The organism is Achromobacter piechaudii NBRC 102461 (assembly GCF_001571245.1).
GTDB classification, from domain to species: Bacteria; Pseudomonadota; Gammaproteobacteria; order Burkholderiales; family Burkholderiaceae_B; genus Achromobacter; species Achromobacter piechaudii.
This window is the reverse complement of sequence record NZ_BCTK01000006.1, coordinates 11,837-28,565: the sequence shown is the minus strand read 5'-3', so window position 1 is coordinate 28,565 and position 16,729 is coordinate 11,837. Positions and strand designations below refer to the sequence as shown.

14 protein-coding genes are annotated in these 16,729 nt (G+C 58.2%); 3 read left to right on the top strand and 11 right to left on the bottom strand.

All coding sequences use genetic code 11. The features are described 5' to 3' along the window. Nucleotides 1–39: 39 nt before the first annotated feature. On the top strand, nt 40–684 hold the full coding sequence (locus API01S_RS12295; protein ID WP_006216184.1) for a type II toxin-antitoxin system TacA family antitoxin: 645 nt from the start codon (nt 40–42) through the stop codon (nt 682–684). 6 nt (nt 685–690) lie between these two features. Next, entirely contained in the window at nt 691–1,197 is a 507-nt protein-coding gene (locus tag API01S_RS12290) for a GNAT family N-acetyltransferase (protein WP_026382169.1), read from the top strand. A 27-nt stretch (nt 1,198–1,224) separates the two neighbouring features. Here API01S_RS12290 and API01S_RS12285 read toward each other — a convergent pair whose 3' ends face one another. The 5 genes from API01S_RS12285 to API01S_RS12265 all read right to left on the bottom strand — a co-directional run bounded on the left by API01S_RS12285 (nt 1,225) and on the right by API01S_RS12265 (nt 5,686). Next, nucleotides 1,225–1,713: a hypothetical protein gene (locus tag API01S_RS12285; protein ID WP_143215256.1), complete on the bottom strand. Its 489-nt coding sequence runs from the start codon at nt 1,711–1,713 to the stop codon at nt 1,225–1,227. A 946-nt stretch (nt 1,714–2,659) separates the two neighbouring features. After that, nucleotides 2,660–2,872 (bottom strand): JAB domain-containing protein, encoded by a 213-nt coding sequence (locus API01S_RS29645; RefSeq protein WP_006216188.1) that lies wholly within the window; start codon nt 2,870–2,872, stop codon nt 2,660–2,662. 65 nt (nt 2,873–2,937) lie between these two features. Then, nucleotides 2,938–3,759 (bottom strand): sulfite exporter TauE/SafE family protein, encoded by an 822-nt coding sequence (locus API01S_RS12275; RefSeq protein ID WP_006216189.1) that lies wholly within the window; start codon nt 3,757–3,759, stop codon nt 2,938–2,940. A 78-nt stretch (nt 3,760–3,837) separates the two neighbouring features. Continuing rightward, nucleotides 3,838–4,695, bottom strand: coding sequence for an N-formylglutamate amidohydrolase (locus tag API01S_RS12270; protein ID WP_006216190.1), 858 nt, complete (start codon nt 4,693–4,695; stop codon nt 3,838–3,840). 1 nt (nt 4,696) lies between these two features. Next, nucleotides 4,697–5,686 (bottom strand): tripartite tricarboxylate transporter substrate binding protein BugE, encoded by a 990-nt coding sequence (locus API01S_RS12265; RefSeq protein WP_006216191.1) that lies wholly within the window; start codon nt 5,684–5,686, stop codon nt 4,697–4,699. Between the two features lie 139 nt (nt 5,687–5,825). On the opposite strand from API01S_RS12265, the gene API01S_RS12260 reads away from it, so the two are divergent. Then, nucleotides 5,826–6,773, top strand: coding sequence for a LysR substrate-binding domain-containing protein (locus API01S_RS12260; protein WP_046803339.1), 948 nt, complete (start codon nt 5,826–5,828; stop codon nt 6,771–6,773). A gap of 80 nt (nt 6,774–6,853) precedes the next feature. On the opposite strand, the gene API01S_RS28825 is transcribed toward API01S_RS12260, so the two are convergent. From API01S_RS28825 to API01S_RS12230, 6 genes are all read right to left on the bottom strand, one after another. Further along, nucleotides 6,854–7,951: a glycosyltransferase family 4 protein gene (locus API01S_RS28825; RefSeq protein ID WP_167351706.1), complete on the bottom strand. Its 1,098-nt coding sequence runs from the start codon at nt 7,949–7,951 to the stop codon at nt 6,854–6,856. Between the two features lie 97 nt (nt 7,952–8,048). Continuing rightward, nucleotides 8,049–9,494, bottom strand: coding sequence for an ArnT family glycosyltransferase (locus API01S_RS12250; RefSeq protein ID WP_006216196.1), 1,446 nt, complete (start codon nt 9,492–9,494; stop codon nt 8,049–8,051). After that, on the bottom strand, nt 9,478–10,512 hold the full coding sequence (locus API01S_RS12245; RefSeq protein ID WP_006216197.1) for a glycosyltransferase family 2 protein: 1,035 nt from the start codon (nt 10,510–10,512) through the stop codon (nt 9,478–9,480). The genes API01S_RS12250 and API01S_RS12245 overlap by 17 nt, the downstream gene beginning before the upstream one ends. A gap of 132 nt (nt 10,513–10,644) precedes the next feature. Continuing rightward, the gene (locus API01S_RS12240) at nt 10,645–13,794 is read right to left on the bottom strand and encodes a CusA/CzcA family heavy metal efflux RND transporter (protein ID WP_006216198.1); all 3,150 of its coding nucleotides are present in this window, start codon (nt 13,792–13,794) and stop codon (nt 10,645–10,647) included. Nucleotides 13,795–13,806: 12 nt separating this feature from the next. Then, complete coding sequence (locus API01S_RS12235) at nt 13,807–15,279, bottom strand: efflux RND transporter periplasmic adaptor subunit (RefSeq protein ID WP_143215258.1); 1,473 nt, start codon at nt 15,277–15,279, stop codon at nt 13,807–13,809. Between the two features lie 12 nt (nt 15,280–15,291). Next, complete coding sequence (locus API01S_RS12230; RefSeq protein ID WP_006216200.1) at nt 15,292–16,551, bottom strand: TolC family protein; 1,260 nt, start codon at nt 16,549–16,551, stop codon at nt 15,292–15,294. Nucleotides 16,552–16,729: the final 178 nt, after the last annotated feature.

The window sequence follows — 16,729 nt, the reverse complement described above, 5'->3', positions numbered from 1 at the left end:
ATTTTTGTACGTTAATTCCCGTACACGGAGGAACACGCCATGCGCACACATTACGAAGACCTAACCCCGGCATCCAAGATCAGCCAGAAGCGGAAACGCCAGCGGCAGGATTCGCAGAACACTTCTGAGAGCTTCGTCGTGGCCGTGCCGGACTCAGGCTTTGCAGCGGCCTACGCCCGCTGGGCAAACGTGATGCGATCCAAAGCGGCCGGGTCGCCGACTGAGGAGCCCCCTAGGCTTCTCCGCCTCGAACGCCGAGGCGCCCGAACCGCTGTCGCCGCCCGGTCGCAAGTCAAGAAAGCGCGAGCTGCAGAGCGTGACCGTCACCAGCTATCGATCGATTTCGTTGAACAGCTACGCGAGCTCATCGGACAAGAGCTCAAACGTGTTGACGAACCGCGAACTGCCCGACTCGACGCCAGGTTGACCGCGAAAGAGCGGAGCGTGATTCAGCGCGCCGCAGATATTTCTGGCCGCTCGCTCTCAGAGTTCGTGATACACGCGGCCCATCAAGCAGCACTCCTCGAAATTGAGCATCAGGTGGTTCTACGGCTCTCTGAGCGTGACTCGGAAACGCTCGCAGCGGCCCTCGATGCCGAGCCGGCCGAACCGACCGCTGCGTTTAAACGCGCCGTCGCGATGCGGAACAAGATCGTTCACGACATGAAGGCAGACAAGGACTGATGCAGTATGCGTAGCCTAACCGTGCCTTTCTCGAAGTCCATTGATCGCAAGGATTTTCGCTGTGGCAAACCGGAGCTTGATAAGTACTTCATCGAGCAGCTTGGGCAAGACGAAGCGCGCGATGCCGCGCGCGCGCATCTGCTCATGAGGGACGATTCGGTGGCGGGATTCTTCACGATCTCCGCCGGCGCCGTGGAATTGACGCGTCTGCCTGAAAAGGTCCTGAAGAAGGTTGCCCGGTACGCTCAAGTTCCCGCCGCTGTAATCGGGCGGCTCGCCGTGGATCTGAAGTACAAGGGTCAGGGCATCGGAGGCCAGCTTCTTATCGAAGCGTTGACCATGATCGTTTCTGGCCCCCTGGCCGTGACGGTTGTGCTGGTCGACGCCAAGGATGAAGAAGCTGCGGCGTTCTATCGTAAGTATGGCTTCGCTGCCCTGCAGGATGTCGACCCCTTGAAGCTATTCATGACCGCGAAAGACGTGCGGAAGGCGCTCGAAGAGTTGGAAGAATAAACTACCAGCGCCCGTTTTTCCGCTGTTCTAGCGGTAATGGAGCTGCTCCGGATCAATCGTCAAAAATCCCGACTCCACTGCGCATTGCTGCGCCACCGTGGCCAAGGGCTTGTAGTCCCACTCAGGCCGCCCTGCGTCATCGAATTCGACTAGGGCAAAAGACCCTGCAGGTGCTAGGCCACGACCCTTCGGATAGTGCTCGACCATGGCTGTCTGAGCCGCCGCTATCGCAAGCAGTTCATCACGAGTGCGCTCGCGTTGCCACCACTTCTTGGTAGGCAAGAGATGCTGCAGGCCGACTTCTTCGTGCAAACGCTCGATAGCGGCCCTGCGCACCTCTTCAATGGCATTCGTGACTGAAGTCCCGTTGTATCCGTAAAGCTGGGCGCACAGAATCACGAGCCCATCCTGCCGAATGCGAGCACGAACAAAACACGTACCTTCAGCAACGAAGCCGGGAAATCGGAGCCGCGGATATTCCTTATCGATGCTCTGAAACTGCGAAATCTGGTCCACGTCCTTCCCCCTCACTAGGTTTTACGTCGATGGATCGGCGCGTCGCGTCTTTCGCGCGCCATATAGGGGATAACGGCACGAGTCAACCAAAAATTAATGCTTGCCTTGCCGCAGTAGGCTACGCATGCCAGAGAAGACCCGCATCGGAACATTCCTGCCACCACCGCGATCACGCAACTCACCCTGATACACTTCCTCGCGAATTCCGCCAGCACCGAGGCCGGAGCGTCCGTCGGCTAAGGCAGGGGAAACGCACTCGGGTTCGTCCGTTGTTCGTAGGCCGCAACCATGTGCATTGCACTAGGACCTTCAATGAACTACGAAAATGAAGGTGGAGATCAAGCCCGCGTATGCGTCTTACCCAACCGTGCGGTACGGCTGGCTCTATATCGCGATCGGCATGCGATATCTGACCTTCACCAAGATCTGGCTTACGACAAAAGAGTCCCCAGACAGCGAATTGCCGAGGGTCGGACATACAACCTTGTCACCCTGTTCACAACTTACGACCTAGCGAGATGCACAACGGGATCTCGCAACAGGAATTGCGCGTTATTGAGAACTACATACACGGAAGAACCGCATTCGGTTCTGCTCGCAAACATATCGCTTCGGGGCGAGACTCGGAATGGTTCATGAACCCACCGAGCCACGCCGAGAGCATGGTGGATGCGCTGCTACCGAAGCGCAGCACGATTATCTGTGGGAAGACGCCGGCAATTCAAACAATTGGCACGGCGTTAATGATCGAGCAAAGAGATCAACCGGCCTACAGTGCGAGAAATGCAGCGTCTTGTGGAAAATGCAGGCTATAGTCCAAGGCTGATCTCCTCATATCTCAACTATCTGGCGGAGTTCCACGACGACGGCCATCCCGACCAGATCTGGCTGCGACCGCAACGGTCGGTGAGAAAATAGCAGGCTGTGGTCAATGACAAATTACGGCCTATGCGCAAGCTGTTAGTAGCCTATCGGCACATGACCTCAAGCGCCGCGCAACCTCGACGTAAGCCCAGCTCGGCTGCGACGAGCCCGACGGACGATTGTGGGCAATCAAGATGGAATGCGCGTTGTGCCGAATCCCCGCCTTGACGACCTCACGTCGATACACGCTGGTCTCTGACGAAATGCCTTTGAACATTTCCTCAAAGGCGATCATCTCAATTGCGCATAAAGGAACATTTCGCCAAAGGTCGGCAGAGCATGCGCACGCCTTGCCCCCGGTCAGGCCCCGCGTACACCGGTGATCAACATATAGGCCGACACGGCAAACAACATGCCGGCGAATGCGCGCTTGAGCCGCGCCACGGGCAGACGATGCGCCGCACGCGCGCCGAGGGGTGCCGTCAGCACGCTGAAGGCAGCCACCAGCGCCAATCCTGGCGTCCAGACGAAACCCATCGAGTGGGCAGGACGCCCGGCGGTGTCGAGACCGCCGAGGATGAAGCCGCCGACGTTCGCCAGCGCGATCGGGAATCCCAGCGCGGCGGAGGTAGCGACGGCACGGTGCACGGGCACGTTGCACCAAGAAAGGAATGGGACGCTGATAAAGCCGCCGCCCACCCCGACCAAGCCCGACAGTGCGCCGATCGCGCTTCCGGCTCCGAGCAGCCCGGGTGCCCCGGGCAGGCCGCGAGCCGCCGCCGGCTGGCGCCCGCGAAACATCTGCACCGCGGAAAACAGCATGAACACACTGAACACCACAGCCAGCACGTTGCCCTTGAGCAGGGCGAAGACGCCCAGGCTGCTAATGAGGCTGCCGGCCACAATGCCGGGGGTCAGCCCGCGCACGATTTGCCAGTCGACGGCGCCGCGGCGATGATGCGCGCTCACGCTCGAGAAGGAGGTAAACAGGATTACTGCCATCGATGTGGCAATCGCCATCTTTACCGCCAGGCCGGCGGACAATTCCTGCCCTTGCAGGAAGAAAGTGAGGACGGGCACCAGCACGATGCCTCCGCCGATGCCGAGCAATCCGGCGAGAAAGCCACTCGCGACGCCAAGCGCGGCTAGTCCCAGAAAATGGGGAATGAATTCGAAAGTCATAATATGCAGGACGCCCCGCCGCTGCGACGGCGGGCGCGGAAAGACAGAAGGCATGCCGGGCGCGCTGCGCCCGCTGGTTCAACGCACAACGGCGTCGCGAATGTAGGCGGCGATTCGGGTGAGCAAGGCGTCGATATCGCGCCGGACCACGCCGAAGTTCGCGTTGCGCTCCCGGGTGTTCTCGTCCATGTAGATCGGACGCCGGATCTCGATCTGCATGCTGTAGCGCCGCAGCGCGGGCTGGCCGATATTGGCGATGAGCTGCACGCCCTTGTAGGGGTCGTTTCGCGCCACGGTGTAGCCGCAGCCCCGCAGGTGCGATTCCACGAGGTCGAGGAAGCCGGGTTCGCAGGTGGTGCCGTCGCGGTCGCCGAGCACGAAGTCCGCAAGCGGTTTGTCGCTGCGGATCTTTAGGCGCTCGTAGGCGTTGTTCGGCATCGAATGCAGGTTGAGGTGCCAGAGCTTGCCGAAGCGCGCGTGCGCGCCCTGCACCGCCTGCTGTAGCGAGGCATGGTAGGGCTGGTAGCACCGCTCGATTCGCGCCCGCACTTCAGCCACGGGCAGCTTGCGGTCATAGATCGGCGTGCCGCCCTTGACGGAGCGCCAGATCAAGCCAGAGCCTAGGCGCGTCTTCTCTCCGGGATGCAAGGGTGCGGGCCAAGCGCTCTCGAGCAGCTCGGGATCGATATCGTCGAGCATGCGGTTCAGATCAAGGTAGCTGCGCGGGAAATGCGCTTCGAGCAGCGTGCCGCCTACGCGCGGCACACCGGCCCACAGGGCTTCGACGTGGGTGTCCTCAGCGGCTCGCAGGATGGCGCGCGGCACCGCATGTCGGAAATCCTCGGGGTAGTCCGTGCCGCTATGCGGCGAGTCGCACACCAGCGGGATCGCTTCGTCCGCCGGCAGATGCAGGGTGTACAGAGCATCCGTCATCATTTCACTCCGCCGACAGCTTGGCGACCTTCGCCACTGCCTGGTAACGCGCCACGGCTTGCTCGATCTGTGCCTGGAACTGCGCGGGCGTGTTGGGAATGAGTGTGGCGCCCGCTTCGTCCATCTTTTGTACGAAATTTGGCTGCTGCATGGCTTTGTGAATCGCGGCATTCAGCTTGCCCACGACGGCGGGCGGCGTGCCGGCAGGTGCGACGATGCCAAACCAGCCGCCCGTGCCCATCTGCGGATAGCCGATCTCCCCGTACACGGGCACGTCGGGCAACGCGGGCGAACGCTTGTCCGACAGTAGGACCAGCGCGCGCAGGCGGCCCGCTTTGATGTGCGCCAGCGCCGAAGGTAGATTGTCGGTGATGCCGTCGACCTGGCCTCCCACGGCGTCGTTCATGGCAGGGCCGGCGCCCTTATACGGAATGTGGAGCAGTTGGATGCCGGAGAGCGCCGTAAAGTGCTCAATGTTGGTATGGCCGAGTGAACCCACGCCGGGCGACGCATAACTGTATTTGCCCGGCTCAGCCTTGGCCAGCGCGATGAACTCCTGAATTGTCCTGGCCGGGATCTTGGGATTGATCGCGAACACGCTGGGCACCGTGGCCACGTTCGATACCGGCGCGAAATCCTTGATCGGGTCGTACTTCAGGCGCGCGCCGTAGGCGGCGACGTTGGAGCCGTGGGTGCTCATCGTGGCCATGCCGAGCGTGTAGCCGTCGGGTTCCGCCTTAGCGACCTGCTCCATGCCCATCGAGCCACCCGCGCCCGCGCGGTTCTCCACCACGATGGTCTGGCCCAACTCGCGGCCGGCATACTCGGCGATCAACCGCGCGGCCAGGTCGGTAGAACCGCTAGGCGCGAATGGCACGATGAGCTTTAGCGGACGGTCGGGAAATTCGGCGTGCGCCACGGTAGCGGTGAGCGGAGTGGCGGCCGCGAGGGCCAGCGCCGCGAAACCGGCGCGATATCTGGCATGGAGTGTCATGGGCTTGTCGTCATGAAAGGAAATTTATAGACCGTGCCTAGTGTCCAGGCTGGGCCCGCCCACTGGCAAACGACAAGAATGGAAGCCTGTATGACGGAAAGTCATACAATGGTCACAATCCGTGCACGACCCAGCCGCCATGCGCCTGCATTCTCCTTCGATGTCCGAACTCCATGCCTTTGCAGCCGTGGTGCGGCTGGGCAGCTTTTCGCAGGCGGCTGATGAGCTCTGCGTCACTCAGGGTGCGATCAGCCGCGCGGTGGCAAGACTCGAAGCCCACTTCAACCAGGTTCTGTTGCAGCGCGACTCCCATCGCTTGCAGCTCACGGAGGCGGGGCGCGCCTTTCTCGACGCGGTGCAGGAACCGCTGATGGCGATCGAGGCGGCGAGCGCCGGATTGCGCACGGCCCCTGCCGACCGGCCGCTCAGTCTCGCGGTGGTACCGACCTTCGCAAGCGTGTGGCTGGTGCCGCGCCTGCCGGAATTCCGGCGGCTGCACCCCGACGTGCGGCTCAACTTTGCCCCTTATCGCAAGGGCGAGGACTTCAGCGACAACACCGTGGATGCCGCCATCCTGACCGGCCTGGGTCAGCACCAATGGCCGGGCTGGCATTGCGATTACGTCATCGGGCGCGAAATCGTGCCTGTCTGCCACCCCGAACGTCTGGCGCGCATGAGGGCCGAGGGCCGCTGGCGCGAACCGCACGATCTCGCTGCGGAGCCTCTGCTCTACCACACGACCGCGCCGGGCAACTGGACACAATGGCTGCGTTGGGCGGGGCCGCAGGCACCCGCGCCGAATCTGTCCATGGCCTGCGATCAAGTGTCGATCCTTGTTCGTGCCGCGATCGCGGACATGGGCATTGCGCTCGTACAGCGCTGTCTCGTGCGCCATGAACTCGAAACCGGCCAACTCGCCGTGCCCTTCGATCTACCCATCACGCTCGAGCGTGGCTACTTCCTGTGCATTCCGTCCAATCGCCGTCCCCCGCCTGGTTACGGCGCATTCCGCAACTGGCTGCTGGCCGCCGCGCGGCAGGACATCGAGAACCTGATGCGCGCGCTTGATTCGCCACAACCCCCTTAAGCAGCACTAGCGCGTCACCTTTGCCGCGTGCTGGGACTAGAGCCAGTGCGGAATGATCCGAGACGATCCCAAGTCAAATGTCACCGGCCAACCCCTGCTTTATCCGCCCTCACGTTAAGCCACCCAAGATAAGCATCCTCGATAGATTCAGCCATTTTCGCCGCACTGAACCTTTCCCGGAGAACGAAGTTTGCTCGCCCAGCTTTGCCGAATCGGCTGCGCAGGCTGCTTTCTACGATCAGATTATTGATCACCGAACGGAGTATCACCCGATCGAAAGGCAGTACAACATATCCCGAAACACCGTTTTCGATGACCTCTGGCAGGCAACCAACTGCGGTAGCTACGACAGGCACACCGGACGCAGATGCTTCGACAAACGTGGATCCCAACACCTCGCACTCCGGCACCATTGCGTAAATATCCACCGCGCCTAACAAGTCACCAACGCAGAAGAAGAAATCTGGAAAGTGGATCCTTCCTATCAACCCAATTTCGACCGCACGTCTCCTTAGCTGGTTGAGTCGGGGCTCATGCAGGCCACCAAGCACCAGGTGAACTTGTGGGTAGACCTCCATCAACGGGTACATCGCTTCGACGAGAATTCGAAGCCCTTGCGCATCCTGATCGTCCGCAACGTTTCCAATGACAATCGCATCGTCGGGAATGGCGAGTTCTTGGCGCATCGAAGGCATCGCAGGCCTGGGATACTGAACGTCTAGGCCTGTAGGAATCGTCCGAACACGCTGCTCGAAATGACCACGTTCGAGGTATCGCTGTCGCTGATACGTGCTTACGGTTATCACATGACCGCTCACCGCGCCGCTGAGTCGCGGCACGTGCAGCCTGCTTTCCCGGTGATGCGTTCTAACTACCAATCGTGTTCGCGCTAAACGCGCGAACAGCGCGGCGCGCAGGTCATCTTCCACGGAATGCGTGTTGACTACATCAAAGTCTCCTCCTCGCACTATCCCGCCGATGCGAAACGGAGTCATTGCAGAAGCAATCAGCCCCTCTACCTCAATGTGGTGCGTTCTAAAGCCGTGATTTTGAGAGCGCTGCCCGAGCTCAGACCGTGCGGCACAAACAACCTCAAGCGTATGTCCGCGATCGCGCATCGCGAGCATCTCATTGAGGATACGCAGTTCTTTGCCACCAAAGCCGCTGGACAGGCTCACGTGCAGGACCCTCAGAAGAGACCGCGAATGCCCCACCGCGGACGCGCGACCAAGAAGCGCGAAGGTGCGTTGATACTTTTCTAGCGCTGACACAGGTTTACCCATTTATTCTGTAAAGCGCGTAGCGACGACTTTGATAGATCGGCACCAACCGTTCTCTCACGCTTTCCTCAAGTGAGGACTCTTTACCCTTTGGAATTGCCACGAAAGCATATGCGTCCTTTTCCAAGGACAACTTTTCCAACTCACTCGGAGTAATTAGCTCTGCCGTGCCGCGCGAATAAAAACGCGCGGAGAAAGGGCGGCTATGCACAAAGTAAAGCTTCTGACCTTCGCTCATCTGAGATTCGGCAATGGCCACTAATTGCTTCTCTGTTTTGAGCTTTGTGGGCACCGTGAGCGAGACCAGCCCGAGACCAATTGCCGCTATCGGCACTATTGCACACGTGGCAGCCAAGATCCGGACTAGGCGCGGCATCGCTTTTGCTGGCGATAGCTCTTTGGCGAATATTGCGAGGAGCAGTGCAAAAGCTGGCAGGCTAGGCAACACATACGTCCAAAGTATGTTTCCAGAGAAGGTGAAGAAGGCCGGAGCGGCAACGGCCCACAACGCCAAGTATCCGACGACCGGAGACCGACAAACCTGAAGAGCCCGAGCCCTGCGAGAGGCATTAGCCACTATCCATACACCCAGCAGAATTCCGCCCCATCCCCATGGGAACGAAGCTAGCAGCCAATCACCCCAAATTCCGCCAAAAGGTCGCTCGTGAGCAGTACCGTACAGGTCTCCCTGCCAACCTGAGTCTAGGAACCGCAGAAAGTGCTCACCTACTAAAAAGTACTGGACGAATCCTGGGGTCTTTATCTCAGCGACGATGTACCAAGGAACAGTCAGCGCGACCATCAACAACGTGCCCGTGAGCCAAGGAAGATTGGTCAGGTGCGCCCTACGATCACGATAAAGCGCAAGCCAAGGAACGAGGACTATGCCCAGGAGGACGAAGGCGAGCGGCCCTTTCGACAACAGGCCAATGGCTATGCCCACAAAAAACCCATACCGCCAGAAAGGTGTAGGTGCTGTCGGCGCGACTAGGAACGCCAACATCGAATAGGTGATCCCTAGAGCCAAGAAGGAGTCTGTGAGCACAGCACCGGCCGCAGCGAGCGGGAGCAGCATAGAAGACAATATGAGCGTCGTCCATCGGGCCGCCTGTCGATCGACCAAGATAGCAGTTGCGCGATAGAGCATTGCTGCGAGCGCAACCATCGCAAGGAATGAGGGGAGTCGAACCGCGAACTCGGACCCACCAAGGATCCTTATCCCCATCGCCTGACTCCAGAATGAGAGCGGTGGCTTTCCCCAGAACGGAACCCCGGGTTCGAACCAAGGAGTGATCCAATCCCCGGTTTCCGCCATCAATCTCGCAATCTCAGCGTATCTCGGCTCCGAGGTGTCGATCAACGGCATCGCAGCCATTGAAAAAAGCCGGGCGATAACGATGCCCGCTAGGGCCAACAAAAACCATTTAGCCTTCAACTGCATTTTTCGATCCAATCCCGGCGTGTTGTGAGGCCATCTGCGTGGCTTTCTCGAGCACATCGCGCACTATGAAGATTGGACGCTGCTTCGTCTCCATGTATCCTTTTCCAACGTATTCGCCCAACAGCCCAATCGTCAGGAGCTGAATCCCACTTAAGAGGGTGATCATGGCTGTTAGTGATGGATAGCCAGGCACGTCGTGACCGAACACGATCGTTTTGAAGATAATCCAAAGGCCAAACATGCCACCTGTCAATGCGACAACAGCTCCTATGCCAGTTGCCCAGCGCAGCGGAGCGGTAGAGAATGAGGTGATGCCTTCAAGGGCGAGCCCGAATAGCGCGAAGTAGTTCCATTTGGTCTTGCCGGCGGCCCTGGGCGCGCGATCATAGTCGATCACTTTGGTGGGAAACCCGATCCAAGCATAGAGACCTTTCATATAGCGACACCGCTCTGGCATCTGGAGCAAGGCCTCAACGGTCCTACGACTCATAAGCCGGAAATCCCCTGTGTCTGCGGGTATCCTCGACCGGCTCAAGCGACTCATGATTCGGTAGAACGCATAAGCAGACAAACGCTTTGCGAAACCTTCACCCTCACGCTTGCGCCGGCGCATCGATACGACATCGAAACCATCCTGCCATGCCTTGACCATATCCGGAATTAGTGCCGGAGGATCCTGCAGGTCGGCATCCAACATGATCACCGCCTCACCCCGCGCATGCGCCAGGCCAGCGCTCATCGCAGCCTCTTTCCCAAAATTTCTACTCAGGCGAACCACTCGAACTCTGGGATCCCGTTCCATCAGCGCAGTCAAGATCAATACGCTTTTGTCCGTGCTACCGTCATCCACGAACACGATCTCGTAAGGTAGGCCTAGCTCACCGAGAATCTCTTTCAGCTTCGAGTGACAAATTGGCAAGACATCTTGTTCATTCAAGAACGGAATCACAATCGAGATCTGGATTGCGTTCTCCGCTTTTTTATTGGCTTCTGCGGGGTCTAACGGCAAAGTAACCATGGAGGTCTAACCATTCGGTATCGAAGGCTGCCAATGTACGAAAGTGCGCTCGACAATCGTCGAACCTTGTAATTACATTTCCGCAAGCTTGGAGGAGACCGGGCCCCTCCAAGCTCGCGACAGTTCACACTCCTAGCCGGTTAGCTCCTCCTCCTCGGCGTCTTTATGATGTACCAAGCGATAGAGCGCCGGCAGGATCAGAAGCGTCAAGAAGGTGGAGGAGATGATGCCTCCGATAACCACTGTGGCCAGCGGCCGCTGCACCTCCGCTCCTGTCCCCGTTGCGATAGCCATAGGTACGAATCCAAGCGAAGCCACGAGGGCGGTCATCAGCACGGGACGCAAGCGAGTCAAGGCGCCTTCTCGCACCGCGGTGTACAACGGCTTTCCTTCATCTCTCAAGGAGCGAATAAAGGACAACAGAACCAAACCGTTGAGAACAGCGACACCACAAAGTGCAATGAATCCCACTGCAGCGGTAATTGACAAAGGAATTCCTCTGATCCACAGCGCAAGAATTCCGCCTGTCAACGCGAAGGGAATACCGGTGAAGACGAGTAGTCCATCCTTAACGTTTCCAAACATCGCGAACAACAGGACGAACACCAAAAGCAGGGCGACTGGGACCACAACCTGCAATCGCTTGGTAGCCGATTCAAGTTGTTCGAAAGTACCCCCCCATGCTGTCCAGTATCCCGTTGGGACCTTGACTTGTTCAGCGATCGCCGTCTCTGCCTCGCCGACGAACGATCCGAGGTCTCTGCCACGAACGTTGGCGCTGACCACGATCCTTCGCTTTCCATCCTCTCGGGAGACCTGGTTAGGGCCAGGCGCCAGATCGAATGTCGCAACTTCAGATAGTGGTATGTAGGCTGTTTGAAGCTGACCCTCACCTCTCGGCAACGCAATCGGAAGATTTTTGAGTGCGGTGATGTTCTCGCGGACCTTTTCTGGAAGTCGAACGACGACATCGAACCTACGGTCGCCCTGGAAGAACGTGCCCGCCTCACGACCACCCGCCGCAATCGTCAGGGTGTCTTGGACATCCGACAGACTAAGGCCATAGCGCGCTGCTTTAGCTCGATCGATCGACACGGTCAGCATGGGAAGACCCGTGGTCTGTTCCACTTTGACTTCCGAGGCGCCTGGGATCTTTTGGAGGACCTCAGCTACCTCAGTTGCAGTTCTGTTCAACACATCGTTGTCATCACCAAATATCTTCACCGCGACATCGCTGCGAACGCCAGAAATCAGTTCGTTGAACCGTAGCTGAATCGGCTGCGAGAACTCGTAGTTGTTCCCCGGAATGTTCTGTGCTTCACGCTGAATCGCCTCACGCAGCTCCGCATGAGACTTCTTCGGGCTCGGCCAGTCCTTTTCGGGCTTAAGCATGATGTAGCCATCGGAGATATTGGGGGGCATAGCGTCCGATGCGATCTCGGCAGTGCCGGTCCGCGCGAACACACGCTCGATCTCGGGAAACTTCTCCTTTAAACGGGTTTCCAGCTGAACCTGCATGGCGACTGATTGCGTCAAACTTGTGCCCGGAATGCGCAATGCTTGGATTGCCATGTCTCCTTCGTTGAGATTCGGAATAAACTCGCTTCCCAAACGAGTGGCGATAAAACCGCACACGAGCAAGAACCCTAGTGCCCCACCGAGCATGAGAGGAGTGCGGCGAAGTGCCAGGTCGAGCAGAGGTTCGTAGCGTCGACGTGCCCACGCCATTACCCGAATTTCCTTCTCTGACACCTTCTTCCCGATGAACATAGCCACGGCCGCCGGCACGAACGTGACCGACAGAATCATGGCGCCGAGCAATGCCATCACCACGGTGAGGGCCATGGGGTGGAACATGCGCCCTTCCACCCCGCTGAGCGCGAATATTGGAAGGTAAACAACCATGATGATCAGCTGGCCGTACAGCAGCGGACGTCGCGCCTCGCGAGCGGCCGCGAATACTTCGTGGAAGCGTTCGGAGCGAGTGAGGGGACGACCGTGATGCAGCTGTGCATGACTCAGCCGTCTGACGCAGTTCTCCACGATCACTACCGCCCCGTCGACAATGATCCCGAAATCAAGCGCCCCGAGACTCATCAGGTTGGCGCTGACCTTGTAGGTCACCATTCCCGTAAACGTGAACAGCATAGATAGCGGGATCACCATCGCCGTGATGATCGCAGCACGAATGTTTCCGAGGAAAACGAACAGGATCACGATCACCAAGATCGCGCCTTCGAGAAGATTCTTCTTTACCGTGGCGATAGCTTTGTCTACGAGATCGGTACGGTCATAGACGGTGATCGCTTCTACCCCGTCGGGCAAGTTCTTGTTTATCTCCCCGAGCTTTTTCGACACTGCTTGGGATACAGCCCGGCTGTTCTCGCCAATCAACATGAAGACGGTACCGAGCACCACCTCCTTGCCATTGTCTGTAGCGGCGCCCGTGCGAAGCTCTTTCCCGATTGAAACATCCGCAACGTCACGAACGCGTATGGCTTGCCCATCTCTCGCGGTCAGGACAATATCCTGAATATCGGCTATCGACCGAACCTGACCCGGAGCACGAATCAAGTACTGCTCGCCCTTTCTCTCAATATACCCAGCTCCAACATTCGCGTTGTTTCGCTCTAGGGCGGTGATGATGTCGGTGAGCGAGAGTCCATAGGATGCCAAGCGCTCGGTATCTGGCGCTACCTGGTACTCCTTTGCGTAGCCTCCGATTGAATTGACCTCGGTCACGCCTTTGACGTTGCGCAGTTGCGGCTTGATGACCCAATCTTGAATCTCGCGCAGGTCCGTGGCCGTATATGGCGAACCGTCTTCCTTCTTTGCATCGGGTTTTGCTTCAACGGTCCACAGGAAGATCTCTCCCAATCCGGTGGAAATCGGCCCCATGACGGGGGTGATCCCCTCCGGCAGGCTTTCCTTGGCCTCCTGCAGACGCTGATTAACGAGCTGACGGGCAAAGTAGATGTCTGTCCCGTCCTCGAAGATCACTGTCGTCTGAGATAGGCCGTAACGAGACAGCGAGCGAGTTTGCTGCAGCCCCGGCAGACCAGCCATCACGGTCTCGATCGGATACGTGACGCGCTGCTCCGTTTCTAAAGGAGAGTAGCCAGGTGCACTCGCGTTGATCTGAACCTGGACGTTGGTGATGTCGGGAACCGCGTCAATGGCCAGTCGCGAGTAGTTGTACACCCCAACGGCGGCCATTCCAAAAGCGATGAACAAGACAAGCCAACGCTGCTCAATGGCAAAGCGAATTAAACGTTCAAACATGTGGGCTCCGACTCAATGCGCGTGATCTGCCGTTGCCTTGCCCAACTCGGACTTCAGCACGAAAGCATTGGAGCTGACATAGCGTGTTCCAGCATTGAGCCCTGACACAATCTCCGAGCTCTTATCTGTCGTCGCGCCTAGCTTGACGGGCTGGGGAAGAAAGCCACCAGGAACTTCGATGAACACCGTAGGCTGTCCGTTGACATCCTGGATCGCGTCGCTCTCCACAGCTACTCCAACGTCATTTCGCTCCACCACGACGCTTACGGAAACGAACAGACCGGGCCGCCAGGCCATGTCGGGATTCTTCAATGTCACCCTCGCAGTCGCTGTGCGCGTTTGCTGTCCAAGCAATGCACCTATATAGGACACGGTGCCGAACGCCTCCTCGGAAAAGGCAGTCGAGGTGACCTTTGCATCTTCACCTACACGGACGTCCCGGAGATCTTTGGGCGCGATTACGAACTCTGCCCATACCGTGCTCAGATCCGAGATTGTGAAGATACTTGCCGTGTCGGATAGCGCCTCGCCCAAAGCGATGTGCTTCTCGACGATGACACCATCGAAGGGCGCCCGAATCTCAAGAAGATTCAAGTCTTTTGCGGACGGTTCCGCGCCAATTGCCCGAAGCTTCTGAGCTGCGTTTTGCACGGCAATATCCGCCTCTTGAAGCGCAGTCTGAGCCTGTTGATAGTCCTGTTGGGCTGAAACCTGCTCCCGCCATAACTTCAACTCTCGAGCGTGCGTGGCGGCAGCCAATGCTCGACGCTTCGTCGCAGCAAGCCACTCGCTTCTGAGCTCGGAGAGCGATGCGCTTGAAATGACCGCCAATAGCTGTCCTTTTTTCACCTCTTGTCCGAGATCAGCTGAGACCTGTTGAACGGTGCCTGCGGCCTTAGGCACGACGTGTGCAGTGCGATCTGCATTAAATCGGATCTCCCCGGGGAATTTCGTGCTCGACTCAAGGCTCTGCGCCTTGGCTTCACTTGTCTCAATTCCAGCCGCGGAAATTTGTTCAGGGGTGAGCGCGACCAACCCCTCCTCTTTGTGCAATTCTGCGCGGATAGGGTCAGGCCTTCCAGGAATAGAGACGCTAATTTCGACTTCAAAGAAATGTGGCTCAGCGATAAGCTGATCACTGACAAATCCTTCTGTAGAGGGGGTCAGCTTGAGCACCTTCTCTTCCCCATTTGGCCTTTTCAAAGTCGCGGTTGCCGTTAGGTCTTTTGCATTCACAGGCTTGCCTGACGCCGCTATCCAAACCTTTAGCCGAGCCGCCTCGCCCTCCTCAACCAGACCCACCTCAATCGTGTTGTCTCCGACCGTTGTGATTTCACCCTTATTCGGCCCCACAGCCGCTTCGGAATGACTGTCCCCAGCGTGGTCAGATGGCCCTGCAAGCCCCGGCGCCGGAATCAGGAGTTGAAGGGATAGCGCGACCGCAATGACGGCGCGACGTTGTACTAGATTGAAATACGGGCTCATGTTCATCTCTGTTTATTGGCCAAGGATGCGATCGATTTCAGCGCGGGCCGACGCCGCGCGCGACAACGTCGTCAGGTAGGAAATATTCCCTTGCGATAAAGTCCGTTGCGCATCTAGGACTTCCAGATAGCCGACCTTTCCAGCCTCAAAGCCCTTACGCGCGGCATCGTATGCCTTCTGCGATGTGGGGATAACAGACCGGCGATAGTCGCTCGCGGAAGACAATGCAAGATCGTAAGTAGAGGCGGCGGATACCAAGTCAGCACTCAATCGTGCCTCTAGCTCTCTGTAAGTGTCTTGGGCCTTGTAGGTTTGCATGGTGGCGGCATAGACGTTCCCCTGATTCCTGTCAAAAATCGGCAATGGCACGGAGATCCCAAATTGAGCCTTATTGCGCCCCATTTCATTGTCGCGAGCCACTCCACCACTTATCGTGATGTCCGGATATCGCTTGCTCTTCTCGACATTCAATTCGGCCTTGCTCACTTCCAATGCGAGGCGTCCGGCAGTCATTCTCGGGGACGCCAACAAGGCGCCGCGCAACTCATCCAGCGATTGTCGCGGCGGAAGATCCTCGATATCCGCACGCACTGCCGTGAATTTCGGAGCTGGGTCGTTCCACAGTAATGACAGTTCTCTGCGTGCGACGGTGAGCTCATTTTCTGCTTGACGCACTTCAATCTGCGCCTTCGTTAGCTCGATGTCTGCTTTGTTTCTCTCCAAAGGCGGAGCCTTTCCTGAGTCCACTCGCTTTTGAGCTACACGCAATGCCCCGACAGCCACTTCAGCCATATCGCGATTGACGCGCACCGTTTCCTGCGCGATTGCGACTGCAAAAAATCGAGACGTAACGGAGGTCTTTATCTCCGCCCTCGCGATCTCATAGTCCCGGCCAGCCAAATCACTGTTTAATTGAGCGGCTTCTGTACGTGCTCGTCGCTTTCCGCCCAACTCAACGGGCATGCTGAGCATCGCCGTGGTCGTCCGCGTCGGACGTTGCTGGTCGTCGATGCTGACGTCCAGGGAAGGATTTGGCAGGAGGCTTGCCTGCTCCACCAACCCCTTCGATGCTCCGAAATCATTCTTGGCCGCCGACAATTGGGGATTCAACCTGTACGCGGCATCCAGCGCCTCGGACAGCGTCAGAACGTTTGCCGACGCAATCGATGCGTCTTCCCGGGTGTACTTTTCTGGCGTAGCCTGAGCCCGAGCCTGCGGACCGCACAGCGCGGCGACCATCAGGAACAATGGAAGCAACTTGAGGCGCATCATTTAACCTTGGTAGTGTCTGAGGAGATGTTGGTGCCTATGCCGGGCTGTCGCACGTGGGACACAATAGGGACGCCCAGGACGGATGACCGCCCGTACTGTATCCAAGCGCCTTCGTCAGAATCCGGACCCCCAGATGACAATTCTGTAAGATTGCCGTGCATTACAGATTCGTAATCCT

Excerpts from the sequence above, each read along its gene's own strand:
- API01S_RS12295 (WP_006216184.1), top strand. The coding sequence starts at position 40 with ATGCGCACACATTACGAAGACCTAACCCCGGCATCCAAGATCAGCCAG.
- API01S_RS12290 (WP_026382169.1), top strand. The coding sequence starts at position 691 with ATGCGTAGCCTAACCGTGCCTTTCTCGAAGTCCATTGATCGCAAGGAT.
- API01S_RS29645 (WP_006216188.1), bottom strand. The coding sequence starts at position 2,872 with ATGATCGCCTTTGAGGAAATGTTCAAAGGCATTTCGTCAGAGACCAGC.
- API01S_RS12275 (WP_006216189.1), bottom strand. The coding sequence starts at position 3,759 with ATGACTTTCGAATTCATTCCCCATTTTCTGGGACTAGCCGCGCTTGGC.
- API01S_RS12270 (WP_006216190.1), bottom strand. The coding sequence starts at position 4,695 with ATGATGACGGATGCTCTGTACACCCTGCATCTGCCGGCGGACGAAGCG.
- API01S_RS12265 (WP_006216191.1), bottom strand. The coding sequence starts at position 5,686 with ATGACACTCCATGCCAGATATCGCGCCGGTTTCGCGGCGCTGGCCCTC.
- API01S_RS12260 (WP_046803339.1), top strand. The coding sequence starts at position 5,826 with ATGCGCCTGCATTCTCCTTCGATGTCCGAACTCCATGCCTTTGCAGCC.
- API01S_RS12250 (WP_006216196.1), bottom strand. The coding sequence starts at position 9,494 with ATGCAGTTGAAGGCTAAATGGTTTTTGTTGGCCCTAGCGGGCATCGTT.
- API01S_RS12245 (WP_006216197.1), bottom strand. The coding sequence starts at position 10,512 with ATGGTTACTTTGCCGTTAGACCCCGCAGAAGCCAATAAAAAAGCGGAG.
- API01S_RS12240 (WP_006216198.1), bottom strand. The coding sequence starts at position 13,794 with ATGTTTGAACGTTTAATTCGCTTTGCCATTGAGCAGCGTTGGCTTGTC.
- API01S_RS12235 (WP_143215258.1), bottom strand. The coding sequence starts at position 15,279 with ATGAGCCCGTATTTCAATCTAGTACAACGTCGCGCCGTCATTGCGGTC.
- API01S_RS12230 (WP_006216200.1), bottom strand. The coding sequence starts at position 16,551 with ATGATGCGCCTCAAGTTGCTTCCATTGTTCCTGATGGTCGCCGCGCTG.